Raw genomic sequence first — 25,403 nt, forward strand, 5'->3', positions numbered from 1 at the left:
TACCTAGGTGTTTAGTCCCAGCATATGGTGGATCGGATCGACGATGAACCTGTCCGGCTCTGACGTCCAGATCTTGGCGATGTATTCGTAGGGTGTAAGGCCGCTGAGCGTCTTCAGTCGGCGGGCAAAATTATACGCAGCCATGAAGTCGGCAAGGTGCGTCCGTAGCTGCTCGTGGCTCTCGTAGTGGAAGCGTTTGACGGTCGCCTCCTTGATGGTGCGGTTCATCCGCTCAACCTGACCATTGGTCCAAGGGTGGTTCGGCTTGGTAAGCCGGTGCTCGATGTCATTGGCTTCGCAGATCATGTCGAAGCGCATCTGCCGCGACCAGGCGGTGTTGCGGTTGCGCGGCTGCTCGGCGAACTGGATCCCGTTGTCAGTTAGGATCGTGTGGATCCGGTACGGCACCGCTTTCAGCAGGTGTTCCAGGAATTCCCAAGCCGTCCGCCTGTCAGCCTTGTCGACCAACTGCGTCACCGCGAACTTACTCGTGCGGTCGACGCCTACGAACAGATAAAGCTTGCCTTCGGCGGTCTGCACCTCGGCGATATCCACGTGGAAGAAGCCGATAGGGTAGCGTTTGAAGCGCTGTCGCTTTGGCTTGTCGCCTTCGATGTCCGGCAGACGGGAGATGCCATGGCGTTGCAGGCAGCGGTGCAGCGCTGACCGGCTCAGGTGCGGGATCGACGGCTGCAATGCGTAGAGGCAGTCGTCCAGCGGCAGCAACGTGTGACGCCGGAATGCGACAACCGCTGCCTCCTCGGCTTCGGTTAGGGTCGTGCAGTGAGGGGCCTTCGGCCCGGTCTTCAGATCCTCGACCGTCGCCCGCTTACGCCACTTCGCCACCGTCTTGGGGTTGATCCCCAGTTCCTGGCTCAACGTCGCGAGCGAAGCTTGCGATCGCTGTATTGCTGCTCTGACGGCGTGCGTGGTCGTGGCGCTCCCGTGACGTACCTGTCCCATATGGCTTCCTTCCATTCCAACGAAAGGATCGCACCATCAAACCGTGGGATCAAACACCTAGCNCGTGGTCGTGGCGCTCCCGTGACGTACCTGTCCCATATGGCTTCCTTCCATTCCAACGAAAGGATCGCACCATCAAACCGTGGGATCAAACACCTAGCCTTGGCTAGCGGCCCAAACCGGGCATATTGAACAAAAATTCTGCCGACACGTATTTCTTGAAAAGGAGTACGATTATGAAACATACGATGTTTGTTATGCTGGCCCTCTCGGTACTCTCTCCAGCCCCGGCTTTTGCTGACGTACCGGGTAAAGGCTGGATCAGCCGCGAGAAAGCGTCTGCTGGCCTCGCCAAGAGGGGCTATAATGTTACCAAGATCGAAGCCGACGATGGGCATTGGGAAGGCGAAGCTGTTCGAAAGGGCATCCGCTACGAGTTCCATGTTAACCCCAAAACCGGCCAGATCACCAAGTTGGAGCGTGATCGCGATTAAGTGAACCACGGTGTTCCACATCCTTGTTTTGGCGCTGCCGGCGATCGTCTGCTCCGTCCAGATCCTGTTACCTTGACAGCACGGCCTCACGGCATCACCTCTAGTTCATGTACGCTCCTGCGACACATCAGCGTTTTCGCGACCACTCAGGCCAGCTCGCCGCACGCGGTTAGCCCGGGCTTTGTCGGTAGATCGCCGCCAAGGTTCGGGCCTTATTCGGAATAATTAGCTCCGGCTGCGCGCGACGCGTCATAGCCTCGAATAAGCGGATACCGCATCATCGATACTCAAGCTGCACAACTAGACGCTCGTCCTGTCATTCACGTCTCGATCGACGAGTGTGATTCCCTCTCTGCACTGGCGTTAAGCGCCCAGCACCGACATCCCCAATCCTCGTCCATGCTTCTGGCCGAGCTCGATCGTGCCGAACTTTACGAGGCGTCTGATATCCTCCCAGAGGCCGTTACGATGAACTCAATCGTCGAATTCTTGGATGAAGAGAGCGGTGTGCGTCGCGTTGTCCGGCTGGTTTACCCTAACGAGGCAGATATCGATGCTGGACGGATTTCGATCCTGACACCAATCGGGGCGGGACTGATCGGTATGTCCGCGGGCCATGCGATCTCTTGGCCGGATCGTGAAGGCCACGTTCGCTCTCTGAGGATCGTCAGCGTTACTCAGCCTGATAAGGGTTTAGGCGCATGATCGAGGAACTGGCCCGTCATCGATGCAGCGGCGACGATGGCACACCTCTTTTCGTGGTAGAACGCTGTCATGTCTTCATGACCCAGGGCGATACTGGCTTACGTCAGTATCGAGGTGCCGCCTGGTTGACGCTGCTCGATGGCGAGCCTGTTCGCTACATTGATGCGCGAACGTTCGAGGTCGTCGCGAGCGGTGAACTGATCGCCCATGATCCCGCAACGTGCGATTGCGCGCCAGCGGTCGAGGTGTTCACACGAGACGGTCGGCGCGAGGGACGGGACGCGAGCATCTAGTTCTGCCGCTCAGACATGACATCGATCATCGCGTCGACAAGCTGCGCTGCGTCGTCGCGATTCTAGCGTAACGGCAAAAAGCGGTTAACGCTTTACCGCACGTCGAGCAGTGCCGCTTTTCACACCCGTTCCGCTCAGGGCAGTGCTAGCCGCGCGCAAAAGAATCCGTCGCGCAGCAAAGCTTGCCGGCACTGTCTGCGATCCAAAGCGCTGCGCGAACCCCTCTCGCCAAAGCCTCGACGCTACAACATGAACCTCCTCGCGAGTTGGCGAGCGCTCATCATTAATGCAGGCGGTGATCGCTGGGTACAATTGAGGCATAAGAACGGCTTCTGTCGGTGCGATTGGCTCACTAGGCCAAAGGTCAACACCTTGCTCGCACCGGCGTTTTAGAGCTTGCCTGCGTTGCCGGCGCCAAGCGCGGCCCGCGAACCAGAGGGGTACTGCGGCAACTACCGCAAACGTCAAAGTCATCTCAAGGAACTGACTCTTCGGTAACTCACCAAATAAGCCTAGCACCAGAAAAATCAGAATAGCGGGGGCGCCCCATTCCGGATGCAGCGCGAGCCGAAAAACGTACCACAGTAACCAGCAAAGCAGCGCCGCGGCCGCCAGGCTGCCTACGATTAGGCCGATTGCTCCGGCCGCAATGAGGATCAACTGCATGCGCCGACTCCTTCCCGCATTATATATCGCATTACGATAAACATTGCAATTGGAACCTCTTACGAACTCGATCAATCGACACGCGCGAGTAGCTCGGCCAGCATAGGCCTAAGCCGTATAATCTCCTCGCGATGCGTCTCCGAGAGCTGTTTCAGAAGCGTTTGTGCTTTCTGCGTCAATTCAAGGAGAGCCTGTCGGCCGTCGTCCGGCGATGGCCTACGTATTACCAAGCCCAGCGTTTCGAGACGATCGATCAACCCGGTCGCGCTGTGCGGTTTCAAGGCCAGACGCTCCGCGACGTAGCCCACGCTCACGTTCGCGGAGGCAGCCCCCCGGATCGCGAGCAGCGCCTGGTGTTGCTGAGGCTTCAAGCCGCAGCTAGCCGCGCCTCGTTCACTGAACACCAGAAACTGACGAAGCGCATAACGGAAGTCTGCAAGCGCCGCATAGTCGGCGTCGGCTAACTCATTCCGATCAATCATCACTCATATCCCAGGCGTTGAAGTATATCGTGGCACGATATAGTGATCGCCCTTTATGAACCGGCGAGAGTGCATGACGGCTTCCACCATCAACATCCCAAAGCCCAAACGGCTTGCCGATCATAGCGCCGACTGGCGAATGATCATGCTCGCTGGAGCAGCGGTCGTGGTCGGCACGGGCGCAGCATTCGGTGCCTGGATCCTCTTAAAGCTGATCGCATTTGCCACCAACCTGTTCTGGTTCGGCAGGATATCGGCCGCGCCCGCTGAAATCATGGACGCGAACGTTGGCCTTGCGGTGGTCGCGATACCGGTCATCGGTAGTCTTCTGATCGGCCTGATGGCGCGTTTCGGCTCGGAGAAGATCAAAGGGCACGGCATTCCGGAAGCAATCGAGGCCATTCTATACGGCGAAAGTCGCCTGTCGCTCAAGGTTGCGGTCCTTAAACCACTTTCCTCGGCGATCTCGATCGGCAGTGGAGGTCCGTTCGGGGCCGAAGGTCCGATCATAATGACCGGCGGTGCGATCGGATCGCTCTTCGCGCAATGCTTCCACCTAAGCGCGGCCGAGCGGAAGACCCTGCTGGTCGCAGGCGCCGCAGCGGGAATGACCGGCATCTTCGGCACGCCCATCGCCGCTATCTTGCTAGCGATCGAGGTTCTGCTGTTTGAGTGGAAGCCCCGCAGCTTCGTGCCTGTAGTTGTCGGAACGCTGGTAGCGTTTGCCTGGCGGCCCCTGCTGCTGGGAGCTGGACCGATCTTCCCGTTCGCAGCGGCTCCCGTGCAGGCGTGGTGGCCTACGGAGGGATTAGCCCTCGGGATAGGTGTTTTGGTTGGGCTGGAGGCAGCGTTGCTGTCGGCGATGCTCTACCGGGTCGAGGATGCGTTCCACCGGTTGCCGGTGCATTGGATGTGGTGGCCAGCGTTGGGTGGCATCGTCGTTGGGGTCGGGGGTCTGATCGATGCTCGTGTTCTTGGTGCGGGCTACGCGAACATCCAGGCGCTGCTCGACGGATCATTGGCGGTGCGGGTCATCCTCGCGTTGTTGGTTGTGAAGGCAATCGTCTGGCTGGTCGCGCTGGGATCGGGAACGTCGGGCGGCGTTCTCGCGCCATTGCTAATCATGGGTGGCGCCTTGGGTGCCCTGCTCGGGCAGTTTCTGCCCGGGTCGGTAGGTTTCTGGGCAATGATCGGCATGGCCGCCATGATGAGTGGGGCCATGCGTGCTCCACTGACCGGTGCACTTTTTGCAGTCGAACTGACCGGACATTTTGATGCCTTGCCGGCGACGATCGCAGCAGCGACGGGAGCCTATGCGATTAGTGTCCTGGTAATGCGTCGGTCGATACTCACCGAGAAAATCGCCCGTCGTGGTCGTCACATTCTCCAGGAATACACAGTTGATCCGTACGAGTTCCTCCAAGCAGAACAGGTGATGACACCCGACCCCGCCGTGTTGTCGGGAACCATGTCGATCAAGGATGCAGTCGCCTATTTTGCCGACGACGCGACGCACCGAACATATCCGGTGGTGGACGAGGGCGGGCGACTGGTCGCAATGGTGTCCCGGGCCGATGCGCTTCGCTGGCAGGTAGACGGCGAGCTACCCGACACCTCGATAGGCGAGGCGCTATCCGATTCATCGCAGCCGACCGCTTACCCTCACTCACCGATCGGCGGAGTTGCTGACTTGATGGTCGAGAGTGGTGTTGGACGTATCCCCATTGTCGAGGTCGGCACCAATCGGGTGGTTGGCATCCTCTCGCGACACGATCTGCTCAAAGTCCGAAGCGCCCGCAAACGCGCAGAGATCGACCGAACATAGCCAAAACTGGCGCTACGAATTCCCTATAAAAGTTAGATTGTTCGGGGTCAGGTGAACTGAAAAATGAAGCTGTCATTCTCTTTTGTACCTATTCTCGCTGGCGCGACATTGCGAGACCGCCTCTTCGCGTGCGTCGGTGCATTGATCGGCGTTGCGCTTACCAGCCTCGTGAGCGCCATGGCTCTGCACGACTGGGCATCGCTCCCGTTGCTGGTGGCGCCGATCGGCGCCTCCGCGGTGCTGGTCTTCGCTGTCCCAGCGAGCCCGTTGGCCCAACCCTGGTCGGTGTTGGGCGGTAACGTCGTATCAGCATTGGTCGGCGTAGCAGCGGCTCGCTTCGTGCCTGTACCGTATCTGGCCGTTGGGGTTGCCGTAGGTGGGGCAATCTTCGCCATGTCGCTGCTTCGCTGTTTGCATCCGCCCGGTGGAGCGGCTGCACTGACGGCCGTGATCGGTGGGCCAGCCGTGCTAGGAGCTGGTTACGCGTTCCCGTTCGTGCCGGTCGGAGTCAATTCTCTTATCTTGATCCTTGTCGGCATCGCTTTCCATAAGGCCTCGGGGCATTCCTATCCTCACCGCCCGATCCCAATCGTCGGCCACGAGCTGACCGCATCCGGATTGGGCGTGCCGCATCCCGCAGATATCGACCTTGCACTCGCCGACCTCGGCGAGACCTTCGATGTAAGTCGGGAAGATCTTGACCTGCTGTTTCGACGGGTCGAATTTCACGCGGCTAGGCGAGCAACAAGATAACCGGGGCAGAGGGGATAATGCGACCGCCATGGCGGTTGGTACACTGATGAACGCTCGTGGTCTTATGGAGCTCATCACCACCAACATTGGTTTGCAAAAGGGCATAATTGGCCCTGCGCTGTTCTTGATGCTCAATATTATAGCTATCGTCACAACATCGATGGCGTCGCCATTGTTTGAAGATGTGCCTGTACTCGGCGCCTCCTGGATACCGCCGGACGAAACCTCCGACCAAGCCGAAGCTCGGGACGCTGCTACCGGTTATCGACGGGATTCTGGCAGCCGACCGCGAGGCTCCGGGCAAGCAGCAGCATACGGCCAAGCGGATCTTTGAGCGTCTTCGCGACGAGCATGGATATACGGGCGGCTACACGATGGTGAAGGACCATGTGCGGCTGTGCAGGGCGCGCGGGCGCGAGACCTTCGTGCCGCTGGCACACCCGCCGGGGCATGCGCAGGTCGACTTTGGCGAAGCGGTCGCTGTCGTCGGCGGAGAGCGGATGAAGATCCACTATTTCTGCATGTCGCTGCCGCAGTCGGATGCCTGCTTCTTCAAGGCGTATCCGCGCGAGACGACTGAGGCGTTTCTTGACGGGCACGTGTCGGCATTCGCGTTCTTCGGGGGCGTGCCGCTGTCCATCCTCTACGACAACACAACCATCGCCGTGGCAAAGATCTGCGGCGATGGAACGCGCGAGCGCACCCGCGCCTTCACCGAGTTGGTCAGCCACTACCTGTTTCAGGACCGTTTTGCGCGTCCAGCGCGAGGCAACGACAAAGGCAAGGTCGAGGGGCTGGTGAAGTTTGCGCGCAACAACTTCATGGTGCCCGTGCCGGTCGCTGCCAATTTCGATGTCCTGAACGCCAGGTTCGAGGAGTCCTGCCGCACGCGCCAGGGCGAGCATGCCGGTCAGCACGCGCAGACCATCGCCGAGCGGCTGGCGGCAGACGTATCGGCATTGCGCACGCTGCCGTCCGTACCACTGGAGCCATGCGAGAAACGCGCGGCGCGCGTGTCGTCGACCGCGATGGTGCGCTACCGGACCAACGACTATTCGGTACCGACCGCGTACGGCTACCGCGACGTGATGGTAGGCGAATGGCAGACCTCGCCTTATCAGGCTAAAGGCTCGAAAATGATCCGCGACACACTTTCCAAACTCAAGGCTTGGTTTTCACCCGCCGTCCCGAGCACCGCTGCAAAGCCAGTTGCCAAAGGCAAGAGCAGTCCGGCGCGCACCCAACCTACGAGGGCCGCCAAGACGATCAAGCGGAGGGCGCAGAGACAAGCCAGAGCGCGCAATCGCTAGACCCGCCTGTACCCGGAGCCCCGTCCTTAGGGACCGCCTTACGCTTCGGGCATGGGATCAGGCGACCTTGCATCAATCAATGAGGCGATTTCGGTTTCATCGATTGTGCGATTTTCCCAAGTGTCTTCCACCACGATTGAGTTTTCGTCGTCGCGCATTGCGATCATTTCGGCAGCGGTAGCGAGCGCTTCATCAAAGCTGTTTCGATGAACTCCCAGCGTGGACATTTCGCCGTCTTTACGGATTACGTAACGCATTGATTTAGCTCCTGTTGATTGGGGGCACTAACCCAACCGAACGGGAATGCCTAAGACCTTCCTTTTCGAGAGAGGCCGCTGCGCCAGGCGACGTCGGCTAACGCCATCTGCCCTCCCAAATACCGGACGGTCTGCTTTCCTTCCCACAATGGCCGTTCGGCAAGCAATTGATCGGAAACCCGATCTGAAACACCACTGTGCGACAAACAGGTGTTTTGCGACATGGCAGGTCACTCGCCTATCACTCAATAGAGGGATGGCTGGGATGGGTCACGGAGCCGCAAATTGTGTTCGCATAGGTTGAATGGCGGGTTTTGAGAGACGCCGCCGTTCACGCCTTGTTGAAGAACGGCGTGAGTTGGTCGAAAGCTGAAGCGCAATTGTGCGGAGCGGACAGCTGAATTTTGCCGCAGCTTTCGAGACTTGCCGAACGAGCTCGGCATAGTCTCCTACTCAGCATCAATTCCCGGACGTCGCCTCGGCTTAAGAATTACTCCTGGCCAGCCGACCGACCCAAGGCCGACGCGCACATCAGGAGCAATCGCGATGCAGCAGCCAGGCATCAGGTTCGAACTCGGCGGCGGTTACTGGGTGCCCGAGCGAAAGAGCGTCGGATTTACGGGCACTACGGAACGGGGGAGAGGTCGAGTTCCTCATCATCGGCGACGCGATCAAGGGGATGCTGAATCCTGAACTGGCCGGCATCGGCAGCGAATTGTCGCTGGAGATATTCACCGAATTTGAGGCCGATATACACCGCATCGCGCGGTTGGAATTCGTAGAGCGGCGCGGTGGCGAGGCGCCGATCCTGCTGACCGTGGTCGACGTCGAATTGCACTAAAGAAAGGCGGTTCGGCTGCTCGAGACGTCCAACGGCGCAAATTGCTGCTCCGCGTTTTATTGAACGGGCGAAAAAAGGGCCGACCCCGAAGAGCCGACCTGTAAAGTTTTAGGAGAGGATGCCTGAAAGGCGTCCTCCGAATGCGCTTCCCGCGATTATGCTGCAAGTGCGAAGGCTCGCTTACGTGGTTTCACTGATAGCGACGCCGAAGCTCTGCGCATCAGCCGGCGAATGCAAAATGGCGCGATCACGACGCTCGAAGTCTGGGCATGGGATTGAAACGCCTGCGCAAATGCTGCTTCTATGCGCGCGCCCGGTTGCCTGGATCGTCGGGGCGTGGTGGTGACGGGTTGGGGGACTCTGGTGAACGCTGAGCCTGAATGGACGGAACGCGCGGACAAGCGCGGTCTGGATCCCCTTGGAATGCAGAACGCCGGTGTTTCGCTCTACCAGTCGCTCCTGCCAGGGATCAGCAACGTCACGCTGCGCATGCGATATTACGGATATTATTGCTGGGTCAGCGATTCGTACGCTCGCGCCGGAGCAACCGACGAATTCGAGGCCTGGCGCTCGTGGGTCCGTCGCGCGGAAGCGCTCTACGCCCTCGTCTCCTCGCACGCGCAGGGACAGGGCGGCGTCGGAGGTGTCGAATGGGCGGACCGCCGGCTAGCCGGCGATGACGCTACCATCGACTTCGCCGAGGCGGCATCGAACAATCCCAACGTGGAGAAGTACCTGCGCCAATCCTTGGGTGTCTTTGGTGGCGCCTACTACTCGCAGATGGCGGAGATGGGGCTCTTCCGGCAAGGAGATCATGGCGTACAGCGCGCGACGAATGTCGCCGGGAGGCAGGCGGCCGATGCGTTTCGGGCCTCCATCGGGCCTGAGGTTGAAGCGTTGGCTTTGGACTCGATCAAGGCCGCTCGGGCGACGCGCGAGACGCTCGCCTCGCTCTTGCCGTTGGTGCCATCCGAAATCCCCGAAGGTTCGTCCGAGCGGGATGTGTATGAGAACATGCTCTTCGTTCCGTCCGACGCTACGACGAACGATTCAAGTCGAGCGGCGTCCCTGCGGCTTGTTCTGCGCACGGCGGACACAGTCGGCGGCAAGCCCGACTCGGACGAGATACGCTGGCACATCTTCGCGTCACCAGAGTTGGAAGACCCCGCGCTGAACGCCCAGCGGGTCCGGTGGGAGGCCTATCAGTGCCAGGACATCCTCCAGATGGCTGCCGCTGCACTCCTTGAGTGGGCCACCGAGTTGATGGCCGAGTTCGACTCCGGCCGCACGCCGGCGGAGATTGAGAAGGAGATCCAGGACCGACTTGGCGCCACCGAGCCGGAGGTCGCGCATCTACAGTGGTCGCAGTTGCGCGAGAGCCTAGATCCGCACGCGTTCGACTATCGGACCACGCTTGCGAGGCTGACGAGCAGGCACGGCACGGCGGAGCAGAAGGCGTGGGACGCGATACGGTTGATCGCCGCGCTGGACCACAGGATTGCCGCGAGGCCGGATCTGCGTGAGACCATCCAGGCCGAGCTGCAGGTACATGGCGGCGGCAGGTCCATCATCACCGAGCTTGCGTGGATCGGACGCGGCGCGGATCATCCCGTCGGTGAGCTGATCGCAAGCTATGTTGTCGAACGCGTCGTGCGGCGACACAGTTGGGTCGCGATGCAGAAGCTTCGACGCCAGCGCGACTACACGTTCCTCTTCGAGGTGCAGGACGGACGACTGGTCCGTCGCCGAGGATATTCGGCTGTACCGACCACCCCGCGATTGGGACCTGCGGTGCAATTCCTGTACGACATCGGTCTCATCGACGAGGACGGTGCCACTGACAGGGGTCGCGCAGTTCTCGGCGCCGTCGCATGAAATATCCCGAACGCATGGCACGTCGCGGTGCCGGATCGCGGCCCTTCCACAGCGCTATCGCGACCACCTTCTGCGTCGAGTTCGCGGCCTATGAGCAGGTGATGCTGCCGCAGCTCATGGGCAGCGGCGCAACGAACTTCCTGCTCATAGCGGACGAGCGGATGGCCTCGATGTCATTGTCGGATGGTTCACAATTGCCGGTCCAACTCGGGCGGGACTACGAACTTGCATCTCCAGCATCATCCGACGGGCTCTTCCATTCCAAGATCGTGCTCCAGGTCGGCCGCAAGGCGGGCAAGCTGTTCGTCGGATCGGCGAATATTACGGCCGCCGGACTCGCTGGGAATGCGGAAACCGTGGTCGAGCTCGAGTGTACGGACGAACCGAGCGCCGAGCAGGAGATCGTGCGGTCGGCGTGGCGATACGTGTCGGGCCTCGTTTCCCATGATCAGCGTGCGGCCCGCGACGCACTGAGCTGGGCGGCGGATCGGGCGCCATGGCTGACCCCCGCTCCAACTGCAGCGCTAAACAGTCTGGCGGACGGGTCGGCCATTGCGTTCCTGGCACGCGATGGAGGACCTGGCATTGGAAGGCGCTTCGCGGACCTCGTCGCGGGCCAGGATGTCGAGCGTCTGATAGTGGCGAGCCCGTATTGGGATCCGCGGCTCGACGCATTGCAGTATCTGTGTGAACGGTTGAAACCCGCCAGCGCGACGATCCTACTGGATACCGAAGGGCACGAGTTTCCGCTGGAGGCCGCACGCCCCGCCGGGATTGAATTCCGCACGTTTCCAATCGGCCTCAAAGGCCGATTTAAGCACGCCAAGTTCCTGATCGCGTCGACTGCGACCCACGACCACGTGTTGGTGGGAAGCGCGAACTGCACCTGGGCAGCCCTTGGAAACGGAACCTTCGGTGGCTCGAACGCGGAAGCGTGCATCTACCGCCTCCTGCCTCGCGATCGGGCCCTCGCCGCCCTTGGTCTCTCCGAATGCATGGCTACCGATGTCGTGAACGCCAATGAGATCGACCAGCGAGACGCCTCTCCTCCGATCCCGCTGAAGGAGATCGCGTCGCGCAAAGGCGGGACGTTCGAACTGGAGGGGGATGTGCTGAGCTGGCACCCTCCCGGCTGGTTTCTCGAACATGGCCGGCTGCGACTACTCGGCCGCAATCGGCGCGAACTTGCCCAGCTTGTCGTGGTGACCGCTGGCGAGCCCTCCGTTCGCCTGTCTTTCCGGCTTGAGATCGAGGAGCCAGAGCGCATCAGCTTCGTGGTGGTCGAAAAGGGCGAATTCACCTCGAATCCGTCTCACGTCGCCCACCGCTCGGTGCTGCGCCGTCGGCGTCGCGAAGTGGCTACCGGGTCGGTTGCCAAGGCGGTAGCGACCTTCGACGCGGGCGAAGATTTCGACCTCTGGATGCACGGCGCCTTCGACCTGCTGGCGCGCGCAGATCTCGATGACCGGCCGCCGCCTATAGTCTCGGCACGGCCTCGCAAGCCAGATGCACACGAGCAGGAGAGCCCGCCCCAGCAACTCACTTACGACGAATTCATGGAAACGCGCGCGCCCGATGCACGGTCTGGAAGTCGCCAGGATTCGGCCCTGACCGGAACGCACTCGGACAGCGTCCGCAGCTTCCTGAACATGTTGGTCGGAAGGGCGACGGACGTGCCCGAACCAATTGACCCCGACGCGTGGATGGACCCTGCAGAGGAGGATCCAGAGCGTGAACTCAACGCCGAAACAAGTAGGGCTGAGGCTCAACCGGAACCGCCACCGAAGGTTTCGCAGCCCGACGTCTCGCAGGTCGACGCGAAGCAGTTCGAGCGCATGGTTCGGGCGTATGCGACCAACGTGACTTCGGACACCGCGCCGCTTGGGCCGGGCGACGTGCTTCGTGTCAGATTCTGGCTGATGCTCCTTCTCCACAAGGCGAGGCATAAAGGTTTGCCGCTTGGCCTGGGAGCGACCGCGGAGGAACAGGGCTGGCCGCGGATGGCGCTACGCGTGATCTCGGCATTTTTCTGTGGGGCCAGACCTCCAATCACTCGCCTGATGATTGCGAAGGACTATGCAGGGATGCCGGTCGACTTCCTTGAGTGCTGGGCGACGGTCCTCTGGACGCTAGATGCGATGGAGGGCGTCCTTGCGGGACCTGCGCGGCATCGTCAGTTCCTCCTGTTCGTGCAAAGGGCACGGTTCGATGTCGCGAAGGTTCTGGGGCTGCAACCAGCAGAATTGGCAAGCAACACCGTTCTCCAGGTACGCCGGGCAATGGACGCGACGATAGGCTCCAGGCTCGATCTGGCCACCAACAAACTTCCGTAGCCGAAGTGCTGCCACAACGACCCGTCCGGCCCATGTCGCGTGTTCGAACGCTCGACGTCGCCCCCCTCCCGCGCTACTCACGAATCGCGTCGCGGGATCAGCCCGAGGCGTGCAGGCAGGTACAGCGGCTGAACAGCGGGCGGGTACAGCGAAGGTGTTTCGCTTTATCCCAAATCCGCAGATTTCCGCGGTTCTGCGAGGTAGGCAACACCTCTCGTAGGGGTCACCAGCTACTGCTTTCGTGACGGAAGCGCGCAACGAACCTCACAACCCGCGCGCAGCAGGGTTTTTTCCTTTGCCGTCGATTGTTGCCGGCGCGTATTTCAAAACGAAACGCTTTCGTGTCGAGTGGGAAACCGATCGATCGATGGCCCGCGTCTCAACGCTGCAACAGTCCAGACCGGTCGCCTGCGCCGTCATCGAACGCTTCACCGCCGCGGTGATCGAGCGCGAAGTCGGACCCGCGCGGCTCGTCATTCAGGGCATGGCAGACGGCTAAGCAAAGCCGACCCGGATCGATGCCGCAGCAGGCATCGATCCGGGTCGCTCTGATTGCGTCGCAAAAGCGGTGACTGGGTAACGACCGCTCAGTGCCTTGAACGAAGCGTCACTTTGTCGCGCCGTCGGTCGCTGCGGCGTCGAGCTTGTCCTGCGTCCTCGTGTCGAAATCGCCAGCGTCATGGCGCTCGGGGAGCTGACTGGAAGGATCACCCATCACGCGGTTGACCATCCGCCCTCGCGCCACTGCGGGCCGCGCGGCGATCAGATCGGTCCAGCGCAGGACGTTCTTGTAGTCGTTTACCTGAAGGAACTCCGCGGCCTCGTAGACCAGTCCCTTCACCAGAGCACCGTACCAAGGCCACACCGCCATGTCGGCGATCGAATACTCGTCGCCGCCGACATACTCGCTTTCGCCCAGGCGTCGGTCGAGAACGTCGAGTTGCCGCTTCACCTCCATCGCGAAGCGGTCGATCGCATATTCGATCTTAACCGGCGCATACGCGTAGAAATGCCCGAACCCGCCGCCAAGCATCGGCCCCGCCCCCATCTGCCAGAACAGCCACGAGAGCACCTCGGCACGCTTGGCGCCATCGGTGGGCAGGAACGCACCGAACTTCTCGGCGAGATAGACCAGGATCGAGCCGGACTCAAAGACCCGGATCGGGCTTGCGCCACTGCGATCGACCAGTGCCGGAATCTTCGAGTTCGGGTTGGCCTCGACGAAGCCGCTGCCGAACTGATCGCCGTCCATGATCTTGATGAGCCAGGCGTCATATTCGGCACCCGTGTGACCAGCAGCGAGAAGCTCCTCGAGCATCACCGTCACCTTCACCCCGTTGGGCGTCGCCAGCGAATAGAGCTGCAGCGGATGCTTGCCCACCGGCAGATCCTTGTCATGCGTAGCGCCGGCGATCGGGCGGTTGATGCTGGCGAACCGGCCTCCGCTCTCCTTGTTCCAAGTCCAGATCTTCGGCGGCGTGTAATCGGCGGTCTCGGTCATTAGGATTCTCCGCGTGGGTTATTCCTTGTCGGCGCCGTGAGCCGTTGCGGAATGTGACGCAAGTGCGGAGTACTTCTGGTGAGCTGGTTTGCACGTGATCCGATGGGCGCCGCAGTGCCGCCACCACACCGCCATGCCGCGTCGCGGACGCAACAAGGGGCGCCCCGTACGATCGGGACGCCCCAAACGATTATAACAGGCCGACCAGACCAGCCGGCCAGTTATCGCCTTACTTGATCGCGACGCGGATCGAGAAAGTGAAGCGGCGATCGTTGATGAACCAGTTGCGTGGTCGGGTCAGCAGGTCGTCGTTGATGACGTACGACGTCCGGGTCACCGAGTTCGTCAGGTTCACACCCTGGAAGCCCATCCGCACCGCCGGCGTGATCGCATAGAAGACCGACGCATCGAGCTGCCCGTACGACTCTGCATAGACCGGCGCGAACGGCGTGATCACATCGCGGATCGTCAACAGGTTCCGTGACCGCCAGTTATACGCGGCGCGGAGTTCCAGGCCATTGCGCTGATAGAAAGGCCCGATATTGAACTGGTACTTCGACAACCCCTGCAACGGCAGCTTCCCGGTATCGACGGAGGAGATGATCCCCGCCGTTACGTTCGGATCGTTCGGGTCCAGCTGTTGCTGCGACACACCCGTCGAATGCACATAGGTGAAGTTCGCCGAGAGCCCGAGACCGCCCAGCACCGACGGCAGGAAGCCGTACGTCTGCTGATAGCCGACCTCGAACCCGCGAACCTTGCCCGTATCCGCCGAGTTCAGTGGCGTCGTGACGATGGCATCGAACGTCGAGCCATTGTTGGTGAACGACAGGCGCTGCGTCCCGACGGACTGGACGCCGTACAGGTTCTTCGCGAACGCCGAGAAGGTCAGCTGACCGACGCTCGAGAAATACCATTCCGCGGTCAGATCGTAATTGTCGGCCCGGACCGGCTTGAGGTTCGGGTTGCCGACGTCGAAGATCGCCACCGGTCCGCCGTTGAACAGGATCGTCTGGTCGCTGGTCGTCAGACCGATATTGTAGAACGACCGGGTCTGCCCGAAATCGGGCGGTGCGACGCTCTTGTTGAACGCGGCGCGGAACTGCAGGCCACCCCCTACCGCCAGCTTCACGTTGAAGCTCGGCAGGAAGTAGTCGTAGGTCAGCTTGGTGTTGTTCGGCACGAGATTGCCGTTCTGGAACGCCACTGCCGCTGCGCGGGTCGCGTCCGGCAACGCACAGAACCGCGAGATTGCAGTGCCGTTGGCGGGTGGAACGCAACTGAACGACTGGTTCGGGAACGAGAAGAAGCCCGACGAGATACGCCGTGTCTTGGTGTAGCGCACGCCGACATTGCCGCTCAGATTCCACCCATTCGACAAATCGTTGCCGAAGCGGACTGCGAGATAGGCGGCGTTGTTACGCTCGCTGACCGGATTGACCTCGCCCGGACGGAACGGCGTCCCAGCAATCACGCCCGAACGCTGCGCCAGCGGCACCCAGCCATCCGCGCCCGAATTAGTCGATGTGAAATTACGCCATTCGTGCGCGATCTGGCTGATCTGCTGGACCGCGGCACCGTAATCCTGAAGCTGGCTGCCCGGATAGAATACACGGCCACCGTTGGACGCGTCATTAGCCTGCCCACGGAAGAAATTGTCGTAGGTGAAGGCCTGTTGCGGCCCCGGCACGCCCGCGTCGCGGGTCGTCGGATTGCCATCGATCGGGCGGTCGAACCATACCGGTCCGCCGGTCGACCCCGGTGCGGTCATGCTGCCATCCCCGCCGCCCCAGATCTCGCTCAACACGCCCCAGTTATACGCGGTCGACCGCGCTTCGTTCTGGCGATCGGAGAAGCGATAGCCGGCGCGGATCGACGTCAGCCAGCTTTCCTCCGGGAACGAATAGTCCAGATCGATACGCGCGGCGTCTTCGTTGCCCTTGCTGTCCTCGATATGGTCCATCGCCGACCGGTAGAAGCTGTTATACGGGTCCGCGTAGCTCGGATGCGCCGCATTCTGGTAGTTGTTGGCGCCGTTGGTAACGGGAATGAAGTTCACATAGGCCGGGTCGCTGCCGTTCAATCGGATGTCGGCATTCTGGTAGGTCGTCCCCCAGACGGTGAGATCGGTAACGTTTACCTTCGACCAGACGTGCTGGTAATCGACGGTCACGCCCAGACGCGTCGTCGGCTGCCACTTGAAGTTGAAGCTGGCATCGTTGGTGATGTAACGTGCCGTGTTGCCGCGCGCGATGTTGTTGCTCTGCAAGCCATTGGTCGGCGTACGCATGTCGCTACCCTGATCGGCGCGATAGCCGTTCGGACCGGTGATGAGACCGCTGGTGAACGCATTGTCGTCGTCATACGCGAAGCTCGTGCCGGGGAATGGCTGGGAGTCCCCCGCGGTCAAAACGTTGTCGGTAGCGACTTCGATCGAGTTCTCGGTCCAGGCCTCGCGCGAATCCGCGCGCAGGAACTGCGCGGTCGCGGTCATCTTGTCGTCGTTGCTGCGCCACTGGCCAGCCGCCGAATACCCGTAGCGCGTACGGTTGAATTCCTGGCTGCGGATCGCCGCGCCGCGCGGCACGTACACGGTCGTCCCGACGTTCGGAAGGTTGTTGGCGCCGAGCGGCTGTAGCAGGTCGCCCCCGCTCGTGAGTACGCGTTCGCCCCAGTTCGAGATCTGAACACTGTCCGCGCGTGAGCGAACCTGCGAGCGCACGAAGCTGCCGAGCAGGCCGAACTGGCCGATGCCGGTGTGCCAGCGATCGCTGGCGAGGACCGAAACGGTCGGCGACGACTTCTTGACGAAGTCTCCGTAGTTGTTCTCCAGCGTGCCGCCCAACGACAACCCGGTGGAATCGAACGGCAGGCGAGTCCGCAGATTGACGGTACCGGCAATGCCCCCTTCGATCATGTCGGCCGACGGGCTTTTGAACACGTCGACGCCGCCCAGCAATTCCGACGGAACATCGGCGAACGACAGGCCACGACCATTGTTGGCACTGAACGAATCGCGGCCGTTGATCTCGGAGCGCGTGTAGGTGAGACCGCGAACGACGACACCCGACCCTTCCGTCGAGAAGTGGTCCGGATCGACGCCAGCGGAGAAGTGGCTGATCGACACGCCCGGGACGCGCTGCAACGCCTCCGTCACCGAACGGTCCGGCAATGCACCAATATCTTCGGCTGAAATCGAATCCACGACGACTTCGGAATTCTTCTTGATCGCCTGCGCGCTCTGCAGACTGCGACGAATGCCGGTGACCACGATGTCCTGGTTGGCGGCCTCACTCTGCGGTGTCGCGGTCGATTGCTCGGCCTGTGTCGGCCTAGCACCGCCCGAGGGAACCTGCGCGTTTGCGGAAGGCTGGGCCTGCCCCGAAACTGACGTATCAGCACTTGCCGCCGCGGCCCGATCTGAAGGTGCGGTACGGTCAAGCGCCGCCGCCGTCGGCGTGCTCTGCGTGGGAACCGGCTCAGCTTGCTGGGCCTGCAACGCTTGCGGTGCGGCTGCCAAGCAGAGCGCGATCAACGATGCCCCGCCTTTCAACGCACCAACACGACGAGACGCAACTAGGATATTCGCAGTGGTCATGACGTTTGGCATCCCCTTTACAGATAGCGCTATCATTCGTTGGCGCGCTTTATCTGCCAGGCGAGGTAGCGTCACATGAATGTAACAGCTACATAAAAGGTTAAGAACGCTCGGAAATGAGCGCGTAGTTGCTTAGATACAACACAGAGAGGATGAGGATTGGCCATGAGCGCCCGCATACAAGTCGTGATCGTTGGTGGCGGTACCGCCGGTTGGATGACCGCCGCAACACTGGCGATGAGTTTCGCCGGGCGACTTGCGGACGTGACCCTGATCGAGTCGGAAGACATCGGAACGGTCGGCGTTGGCGAAGCAACGGTTCCGCACATCCGATTCTTCAATCAAAGATTAGGTATCGACGAAGCCGACTTTATTCGTCGTACAAATGCGACGTTCAAGCTTGGCATAGAATTTCGCGATTGGGGCCGTATCGGCGACAGCTACATCCATCCCTTTGGCGATTTCGGGCACGACATCGATGGCCTGCCTTTCCACCAGTATTGGGCGCACGCGACGCGCGGTGGCGCTGACGGCTTACCGAAGCTGGAAGACTGCTCGCTGCCGATCGTCGCCGCGCGCGACAATCGTTTTACGCCGCCGCTTGAGGATCCGCGCTCGATCGGCTCGACCTATTCCTACGCCTATCAGTTCGATGCGACGCTCTACGCCGCCTATCTGCGCGACTATGTCGAAGCGCGCGGCGTCGTCCGGATCGAAGGACGCGTCGATGCGGTCGAGCAGAAGGACGATGGTATCGGCGCGGTTCGCCTTGCCGATGGCCGACGGATCGCGGGTGACCTGTTCATCGACTGTTCGGGCTTTCGCGCACTCCTGATCGATGGCGCACTAAAAGTCGGACATGAGGATTGGTCGCACTGGCTACCGTGCGATGCCGCATGGGCGGTCCCGACCGCCAATGCCGGTGCGTTGACGCCGTACACGCGGGCGACTGCGCGCGAAGCCGGATGGCAATGGCGCATTCCGCTCCAGCATCGCACGGGGAACGGTCACGTCTTCTCGACACGGTTCACCGATCCGGAAACCGCACGTTCGGTGCTGATGGATAACCTTGAGGGTGAGGCGCTTGCTGAACCGCGCATGCTCCGCTTTCGGACGGGCCGGCGGCACCGCCAATGGGTTGGGAATTGCGTCGCGATCGGCCTGTCCGCCGGGTTTCTCGAGCCGCTGGAATCGACCAGCATCCACCTGATCCAGCTCGCGATCGGCAAGCTCATCGAACTGTTTCCATCCGGTGGCGTGTTCGACCCAGCGGATGAGGCGGAATTCAACCGCGCGATGGCGCTCGAATATGACCGTGTCCGTGACTTTCTGGTGTTGCACTACTGCGCCACGGACCGCGACGACACGCCGTTCTGGCGCTACATGCGAACCATGACCCTGCCCTCGTCGCTGACCGAGAAGATCGCCGAATTCCGCGAGCGGGGCATCGTCGCATCGTATCGGGAGGGCATGTTCCTGCCGGCGAGTTGGCTTGCCGTCTATTACGGCCAACGGATCATGCCGGACCGCCTGAATCCGCTGATAGCCGATATTCCAATGGCGACGTCGCGAGATCACGTCGCAAGGGTTGCCGCGGCTTGCGCAAGCGCAGCCAAGGCGATGCCCTTGCACGAAGACTACATAGCGCGGATCAAGGCCGCGGCATGAGCAAGACCGTTGCAATCCTTGGCGCGAACCTGTGTGGCTGGATGGCCGCCGCCGCGCTTGCCCGTCGCCTGCCTCGTGACGCTTATCATGTCGTCGTGATCGACGATGGCGCGAGTGGCGATGGCCTAGGCGATTTTGCACCGGTGATAGCGGTGCCGCCGGCGCTTGGCGGGTTTCACGCGGACCTCGGTATCAAGACGACGGCGCTTGTCCGCGCAACCGGCGGAGGTCATGCGCTCGGGATCGCGTTCGGTGGCTGGCGCAAGGACGGTGCCGCGGCGTTCCTGTCGTACGGCGAAACGGGCGCGCCGCTTCAGGGTATCGCGTTCCACCAGCTTGCCGGCCGGCTGCGCAAGGACGGGATCCCTGTTCGTCTGGCCGACTATGCCTTGTCTGCGGTTGCCGCACAGGCCGGCCGGTTCGCGTTCGAAGCCCCGATTGCGCATGCGTTACATCTGCCGGTCGAACGCTACACCGCGGTGCTGCGCGCTGCCGCGCTCAACTTCGGTGCCTCCTGCGCAAACACACCCTTTGCCCACTCGCAGATCGACGCAAGCGGCATCGTCGAGACACTGACATTGACGGACGACACCGATATCGCACCGTTGCTCGTGCTGGACTGTTCCGGTAGCGACGCGTGCATCGCGAGCCGGACGGCGCCGGCATTCGAGGATTGGTCGGCTTGGCTGCCGTGTGACCGGACGCATACGCAAACGCTGTCGGCAGCGGGCGCCCCGCCACCTTACACGCAAGTCGATGCGCAGGGTTCGGGCTGGACCACGACCTGGCCGCTCGGTGGCGCCGACGTGCGCTTGACCTGCGCCGCGGGTGGCGAGGGCACGCCGTTCCGCGCCGGTCGCCGCGTCGAGGCCTGGCGCGGCAACTGTATTGCCCTCGGCGCCGCTGCCGGTCTCATCGAGCCACTGCACCCAACCGCGCTGACCGTGCTGCTGCGGTCGCTGGCGCAGCTCATCCAGCTTTGGCCCGCTGATCGCCGAGCACCCGTCGAAGCCAAGGCGTTCAATCGATTTACGGCAAACGCCATGACGGGCGCCCGCAACTTCATCATCGCACAGAAGGCCGCAGGCCGTGGCGTGGGTGCATTCGGAGACGAGTCCGGCGACACGATGCTTCCCGATGCCGTCGAGGCGAAACGCACTCTATTTGCTGCCCGCGGACGTCTGCCAATGTTCGACGACGAACCGTTCGAAGAGGAGGACTGGGCCGCGATGTTCGACGCGATGGGTCTTGTGCCACGGCGGTACGACGCGCGCGCCGATGCGCTACCCCTAGCAACGATCCAGCAGCATTTCGCCGATCATCGCGCGCGGATCATCGCGCAGGTCCGAGCGCTTCCGCCCTACGCGCACGCCATGGCCGAACTGGCTGCCGCATGACGCTGGGTTCACCTGTCCGTCGCATCGTCATCGTCGGCGGCGGCACCGCGGGCTGGATGGCGGCCGCCGCGCTGGCGCGACTGATCCCGACGGGGGCCAGCGTGACCCTGATCGAGTCCGATACGATCGGCACCGTCGGTGTCGGCGAAGCGACTATCCCGCCGATCCGAGCCTTCAACGCGATGCTCGGCATCGACGAAGCGGCGTTTCTGGCGGCGACCGCAGGCAGCTTCAAGCTCGGCATCGAGTTCGTCGACTGGGGTGCGATCGGCGAACGCTATCTCCACCCGTTTGGCGGGTTCGGCTTCGATATCGAGGGCGTCCGCTTCCACCAACATTGGCGACGTCGCCGAGCCGCAGGCGTGGTCGAGAACATCGACGCCTACTCGCTGTGCGCGGTAGCCGCGCGGGCCGGGCGGTTCGCCCCCCCCTCGCCCGACCCGGCATCGATATTGTCACAGATGGCGCATGCCTATCATTTCGACGCCGGCCTTTACGCTCGGTTCCTACGAGGTCGTGCGGAACGCGACGGCGTCACCAGGATCGAGGGCGAGATCGGCGATGTCGCGCTTGACGGCCATACCGGACACGTCCGTCATGTCACGCTCGCCGGCGACCGCCGGATCGAAGGCGACCTGTTCCTCGACTGCTCCGGCTTCCGCGGGTTGCTGATCGAGCAGGCGCTCGGTGCCGGTTACGAGGACTGGACGCGCTGGTTGCCCTGCGACCGCGCCGTCGCGATGCCGACCGCCAATACCGGCACCGCGATCACGCCATACACCCGGTCGACCGCGCGCGAAGCCGGATGGCAATGGCGCATTCCGCTGCAACACCGCACCGGCAACGGCTATGTCTACAGCAGCGCGCATTGCTCGGACGACGAGGCCGCCACGACCTTGCTCGACGGTGTAGATGGGCCGCCGCTTGCCGACCCTCGCATCCTGCGTTTCACGGCAGGGCGACGCCGAAAACAGTGGATAGGCAACGTCGTCGCGCTCGGCCTAGCCTCCGGCTTCACCGAGCCGCTCGAATCCACCAGTATCCACATGGTGCAGACCGGTATCTCGAAGCTGCTGGCGTTGTTCCCCGACCAAGGTTTCTCGCCGGTCGAGATCGATACCTATAATCGTCTTGCCGAAACGCAGTTCGACCAGGTTCGCGACTTCCTGGCGCTTCACTATCACGCGACCCGCCGGACCGATTCCCCGTTCTGGCGCGAGGCCGGGGCGCGGGCGATCCCCGATAGTCTGGCCGAGAAGATTGCCCTGTGGCGACGTCGCGGACGACTGTTCCGATGGGAGGACGATCTGTTCGCCGAAGCAAGCTGGGTCGCAGTGTTGCTGGGGCAAGGCATCGTTCCCGAGGGCTGGGACCGTCTTGCCGATACGGTCGACGCCCGCGACGTAGACCCCCGGTTTGATCGGTTGCGCGCGATGTTCGCAGACGCCGCAGCCCGGATGCCGCGCCACGAAGACTATCTCGCCCGTACCAGCCCGACGCGTGTGCGCGCATGACCGACGCGCTACGATCTGTAACGATCGTCGGTGGCGGCACCGCGGGCTGGATGGCCGCGGTCGCGTTCGGGCGACTGCTTGGCCCCGCCGGCACACGCGTGACGTTGATCGAATCGGACGATATCCCCACGGTCGGCGTGGGCGAAGCAACGATCCCGCCGATCCGTACTTTCCACGCGATGCTCGGGATCGACGAGGACGCCTTCCTCCGCGCGACCGGCGGCAGCTACAAGCTCGGCATCCGGTTCGAAGGCTGGACGCGTCCGGGCGAGTCCTATGTCCATCCGTTTGGCCAGATCGGGACCGACATCGCCGGCGTGCCGTTCGCGGCGCAATGGTTGCGTGCGCGCCAGGCAGGCCTCGCAGCCCCGCTGGGGGCCTATTCACTCGAGGCGCGCGCGGCGGAGACCCGCCGTTTCTCACGCCCGATTGCCAATGGCGACTCACCCCTCTCGCGGATCGGCTATGCCTATCATTTCGACGCCGGGCACTACGCCGCGTTCTTGCGCGCGCAGGCCGAGGCATACGGCGTCGTCCGCCACGAAGGGCTGGTCGAACGCGTCGAACGCGGCCCGGCGGGTATCGCGGCCGTCCATCTCGCAGACGGTAGCCGCATCGCAGGCGACCTGTTCCTCGACTGCTCCGGCTTTCGCGCCCTCTTGATCGAAGGCGCGATGGAGGCAGGATGGACCGACTGGTCCGAATGGCTCCCTTGCGACCGCGCCGTCGCAGTACCTTCGGTTGCCGACGCCGCACCGCTGCCGCTCACCCGGGCGATAGCCGAGCGTGCCGGCTGGCGCTGGCGTATCCCGCTGCAGCATCGCACCGGCAACGGCCATGTCTTTTCCAGCCGCCACATGAGCGAGGACGAGGCGACCGCTACGTTGCTGGCCGGGTTGCACGGCGAGGCGCTGGCCGAACCTCGCGTGATCCGCTTCGCAACGGGCCATCGCAACCGCTTCTGGAGCGGCAACTGCATCGCTCTAGGTCTGGCGGCGGGGTTCATGGAGCCGCTTGAATCCACCAGCATTCATCTGGTCCAAAGCGGATTGCAGCATCTGCTCAGGATGTTGCCTGCGGGCCGCCCGGCCGCTGCGACCGTCGAGCGCTACAACCGGATCATGACCGCGGAATTCGTCCGCATCCGAGACTTCCTCGTCGCGCATTACCACCTCAACGACCGCACCGAACGCTTCTGGCTCGACCGCGCGGCTGCAGCAATTCCGGAGGGGCTGGCCGAAAAGCTCGCATTGTTTCACGCTGGCGGCCGCATCTTTCGAGAGGCCGACGAACTGTTTAACGAAACCAGCTGGCTCGCGGTGTTGACTGGACAGAACGCCCCCGTCTCAGGCTACGATCCGATCTGCGACGCGATACCGATCGAGACCGCCGCCAATCGGTTGGCGCAGATCGAACGCGTAGTCGCTACTTCACTGACGCATATGCCATCCCATGCCCATGCGCTCGCCAGGTTGGCGTAAACCAGTATCGGCTGATGCCCGTGCCGCTCACCGTCGTTGCGGCTGCGACTAAACTCGACCGACGCGGCTTGCGTTTCGACGGTCCCAAACGGGCACGCAAGACGTCGAGTCGTCCCGAGCATCGTCGATGACCGCGGCAAGGCGACCAACTGGAACCCGCCGCCTGCCTAAGCCGGCTTCATCGACGGCACTCGGTCAGCGTCGCTGGAGCGCTTTCAGCAGATAGCCGCGAATCCGCTCGGTACGATCTGGCGAGGCTGGGCCGAGCACGCCCCGCGCTGCCGTGGGGAGATGATCGCCGGCTGCCGCAGCATCGTCGCCGAACACATAGTGCTCGAACCAGGCTCGCCACCCCGCCTTCTCCGCCGGCGGGCGATCGCGCACCGCCATCATCGCATGGACCATCGCGTGAAACGCCGAAACCGTCGGGTCGAACGCCCACCAGTAATTGCACAACACATTGAGCGTCCCGAACGCCTGGACATGATGCCACCAGATCGCCGGGATGAACAACGCATCACCCGGTCTTAAATCGGCGACCAATGCATGACGCAGCGCCTCGGCATATCGCGGAAACTGGTGCAGGTCCGGCGCCAACGGATCGACCATGCTGGACGGCGGGCCGGCCAGCGTCCGGTCGAGCGGTCCGATATACAGATTGCCGACCTGGTCCGGCGGGAACAGCGTGAAGCGGCGTCGGCCGGCGACCACGCAGGCAAGGTTCGTCGAGCCGTCATAATGTGTCGCGGTCTGCGATCCGTTGCCGATCCACAGCCTTGGCGTCGCTCCGCCCAGCGGCAGGTTGATCGGATTGGCTGCCAACCACCCCGGCAAATGCTCAGGCGCGGTTGCCGCGTTGGCATACAAGAAATGCCGCTTTTCCTCGGGCACGCTGGACAACCGCAACAATTCGTTCAGCAAGACTGCCAACGGGGCCTTCTCGCGGTGAAAGTTAAAGCCTTCCAGATTATCGCCGCGATAGAAGAAGCGGCCACCGAATTCGGGACCGCCGATCAGCACGTCCATCGGCTTGCCACCATCACCGAGTCCGGCCAGATACGTTGCGGTCGCGTCGTCGCCACCTTCCGCCGCTCGCACGCTGGCCCAATGGGCAACCTGCCCGCGCAACACCACCGGGGTAGAGCGCCCCGCCACTTCGGTAGCGAAGGTCTGAGCGTCGACGACAGTGCGCTCTTCGACGCGAACGTCCGTTACGGCGGAATGAATACTCTCCATAGTCCTGCAATAGCAGTAAGGTGCGCCTCACTAAATCCTGTTTGAGGCACGGATCGGTAATCGAATTCACCGTATTTTTCGTGGTGCTGCAGAACCGCAGCGATCGTCGACATGGCGCGTTGGCCACGGTTTTATCCAGCAGCAGCACGTGTGCCGACCGCAGATCCTGCGCAACCAACCCCCGCCCCACCCGTTCTCAGTGGCAATCCAA

The 25,403-nt window shown here is 62.2% G+C and carries 20 protein-coding genes and 2 pseudogenes; 15 read left to right on the forward strand and 7 right to left on the reverse strand.

Annotated features, from left to right (window positions below; translation table 11 throughout):
• Positions 1-3 precede the first annotated feature (3 nt).
• Positions 4-963, reverse strand: coding sequence for an IS481 family transposase (locus ASE82_RS05705; RefSeq protein ID WP_056060123.1), 960 nt, complete (start codon positions 961-963; stop codon positions 4-6).
• Positions 964-1,199: 236 nt separating this feature from the next.
• Between ASE82_RS05705 and ASE82_RS05710 the strand changes: the two genes are divergently transcribed.
• The 3 genes from ASE82_RS05710 (at position 1,200) to ASE82_RS05720 (ending at position 2,455) form a co-directional block, all read left to right on the forward strand.
• Positions 1,200-1,457 (forward strand): PepSY domain-containing protein, encoded by a 258-nt coding sequence (locus tag ASE82_RS05710; protein ID WP_031439595.1) that lies wholly within the window; start codon positions 1,200-1,202, stop codon positions 1,455-1,457.
• Positions 1,458-1,775: 318 nt separating this feature from the next.
• The gene (rnk, locus tag ASE82_RS05715; protein ID WP_335337807.1) at positions 1,776-2,162 is read left to right on the forward strand and encodes a nucleoside diphosphate kinase regulator; all 387 of its coding nucleotides are present in this window, start codon (positions 1,776-1,778) and stop codon (positions 2,160-2,162) included.
• Complete coding sequence (locus ASE82_RS05720; protein ID WP_056060128.1) at positions 2,159-2,455, forward strand: hypothetical protein; 297 nt, start codon at positions 2,159-2,161, stop codon at positions 2,453-2,455. Before rnk ends, ASE82_RS05720 begins: the two co-directional genes overlap by 4 nt.
• A gap of 84 nt (positions 2,456-2,539) precedes the next feature.
• Here the strand turns inward: ASE82_RS05720 and ASE82_RS19310 are convergent, their stop codons facing one another.
• Both ASE82_RS19310 and ASE82_RS05725 read right to left on the reverse strand, forming a co-directional pair.
• The gene (locus ASE82_RS19310) at positions 2,540-3,121 is read right to left on the reverse strand and encodes a hypothetical protein (RefSeq protein ID WP_152555392.1); all 582 of its coding nucleotides are present in this window, start codon (positions 3,119-3,121) and stop codon (positions 2,540-2,542) included.
• 71 nt (positions 3,122-3,192) lie between these two features.
• Positions 3,193-3,603, reverse strand: coding sequence for a MarR family winged helix-turn-helix transcriptional regulator (locus ASE82_RS05725; protein ID WP_031439593.1), 411 nt, complete (start codon positions 3,601-3,603; stop codon positions 3,193-3,195).
• A 73-nt stretch (positions 3,604-3,676) separates the two neighbouring features.
• Here ASE82_RS05725 and ASE82_RS05730 point away from each other — a divergent pair, with 73 nt between their 5' ends.
• The 4 genes and pseudogenes from ASE82_RS05730 to istA all read left to right on the forward strand — a co-directional run.
• The gene (locus ASE82_RS05730; RefSeq protein ID WP_031439592.1) at positions 3,677-5,428 is read left to right on the forward strand and encodes a chloride channel protein; all 1,752 of its coding nucleotides are present in this window, start codon (positions 3,677-3,679) and stop codon (positions 5,426-5,428) included.
• A gap of 63 nt (positions 5,429-5,491) precedes the next feature.
• Positions 5,492-6,181: an HPP family protein gene (locus ASE82_RS05735; RefSeq protein WP_056060130.1), complete on the forward strand. Its 690-nt coding sequence runs from the start codon at positions 5,492-5,494 to the stop codon at positions 6,179-6,181.
• Positions 6,182-6,194: 13 nt separating this feature from the next.
• Positions 6,195-6,368, forward strand: a pseudogene (locus tag ASE82_RS20020) (cation:proton antiporter); the annotation flags it as partial.
• Positions 6,346-7,275 (forward strand): annotated as a pseudogene (gene istA, locus ASE82_RS05740) (IS21 family transposase); the annotation flags it as partial. The pseudogenes ASE82_RS20020 and istA, both read left to right, overlap by 23 nt.
• Positions 7,276-7,529: 254 nt before the next feature.
• Here the strand turns inward: istA and ASE82_RS05745 are convergent.
• On the reverse strand, positions 7,530-7,748 hold the full coding sequence (locus tag ASE82_RS05745) for a hypothetical protein (protein WP_056060132.1): 219 nt from the start codon (positions 7,746-7,748) through the stop codon (positions 7,530-7,532).
• Between the two features lie 679 nt (positions 7,749-8,427).
• Between ASE82_RS05745 and ASE82_RS19320 the strand changes: the two genes are divergently transcribed.
• From ASE82_RS19320 to ASE82_RS05760, 4 genes are all read left to right on the forward strand, one after another.
• Positions 8,428-8,589, forward strand: coding sequence for a hypothetical protein (locus ASE82_RS19320; RefSeq protein WP_156348786.1), 162 nt, complete (start codon positions 8,428-8,430; stop codon positions 8,587-8,589).
• A 303-nt stretch (positions 8,590-8,892) separates the two neighbouring features.
• Positions 8,893-10,464 (forward strand): hypothetical protein, encoded by a 1,572-nt coding sequence (locus ASE82_RS05750; RefSeq protein WP_162236699.1) that lies wholly within the window; start codon positions 8,893-8,895, stop codon positions 10,462-10,464.
• Complete coding sequence (locus tag ASE82_RS05755) at positions 10,461-12,797, forward strand: hypothetical protein (protein ID WP_156348788.1); 2,337 nt, start codon at positions 10,461-10,463, stop codon at positions 12,795-12,797. Before ASE82_RS05750 ends, ASE82_RS05755 begins: the two co-directional genes overlap by 4 nt.
• Positions 12,798-13,038: 241 nt before the next feature.
• Positions 13,039-13,296: a hypothetical protein gene (locus tag ASE82_RS05760; RefSeq protein ID WP_156348789.1), complete on the forward strand. Its 258-nt coding sequence runs from the start codon at positions 13,039-13,041 to the stop codon at positions 13,294-13,296.
• 108 nt (positions 13,297-13,404) lie between these two features.
• Here ASE82_RS05760 and yghU read toward each other — a convergent pair whose 3' ends face one another.
• Both yghU and ASE82_RS05770 read right to left on the reverse strand, forming a co-directional pair.
• The gene (gene yghU, locus ASE82_RS05765; RefSeq protein WP_056060146.1) at positions 13,405-14,298 is read right to left on the reverse strand and encodes a glutathione-dependent disulfide-bond oxidoreductase; all 894 of its coding nucleotides are present in this window, start codon (positions 14,296-14,298) and stop codon (positions 13,405-13,407) included.
• 229 nt (positions 14,299-14,527) lie between these two features.
• On the reverse strand, positions 14,528-17,896 hold the full coding sequence (locus tag ASE82_RS05770) for a TonB-dependent receptor (RefSeq protein WP_082441335.1): 3,369 nt from the start codon (positions 17,894-17,896) through the stop codon (positions 14,528-14,530).
• A 165-nt stretch (positions 17,897-18,061) separates the two neighbouring features.
• Between ASE82_RS05770 and ASE82_RS05775 the strand changes: the two genes are divergently transcribed.
• From ASE82_RS05775 to ASE82_RS05790, 4 genes are read left to right on the forward strand one after another with little or no spacing between them, the layout of a single operon-like run.
• A complete protein-coding gene (locus ASE82_RS05775; protein WP_056060154.1) occupies positions 18,062-19,564 on the forward strand; it encodes a tryptophan halogenase family protein in 1,503 nt (500 codons plus the stop codon).
• Positions 19,561-20,961: a tryptophan 7-halogenase gene (locus ASE82_RS05780; RefSeq protein ID WP_056060157.1), complete on the forward strand. Its 1,401-nt coding sequence runs from the start codon at positions 19,561-19,563 to the stop codon at positions 20,959-20,961. Before ASE82_RS05775 ends, ASE82_RS05780 begins: the two co-directional genes overlap by 4 nt.
• Positions 20,958-22,475 carry a tryptophan halogenase family protein gene (locus ASE82_RS05785; protein ID WP_056060162.1) on the forward strand — a complete coding sequence of 506 codons (1,518 nt, stop codon included), beginning with the start codon at positions 20,958-20,960 and terminating at the stop codon, positions 22,473-22,475. Before ASE82_RS05780 ends, ASE82_RS05785 begins: the two co-directional genes overlap by 4 nt.
• Positions 22,472-23,956, forward strand: coding sequence for a tryptophan halogenase family protein (locus tag ASE82_RS05790; protein WP_056060165.1), 1,485 nt, complete (start codon positions 22,472-22,474; stop codon positions 23,954-23,956). The genes ASE82_RS05785 and ASE82_RS05790 overlap by 4 nt, the downstream gene beginning before the upstream one ends.
• Positions 23,957-24,151: 195 nt before the next feature.
• Here ASE82_RS05790 and ASE82_RS05795 read toward each other — a convergent pair whose 3' ends face one another.
• Positions 24,152-25,192: a cupin-like domain-containing protein gene (locus ASE82_RS05795; protein ID WP_056060167.1), complete on the reverse strand. Its 1,041-nt coding sequence runs from the start codon at positions 25,190-25,192 to the stop codon at positions 24,152-24,154.
• Positions 25,193-25,403 lie beyond the last annotated feature (211 nt).

This window comes from Sphingomonas sp. Leaf230, assembly GCF_001421745.1.
Classification (GTDB): domain Bacteria; phylum Pseudomonadota; class Alphaproteobacteria; order Sphingomonadales; family Sphingomonadaceae; genus Sphingomonas.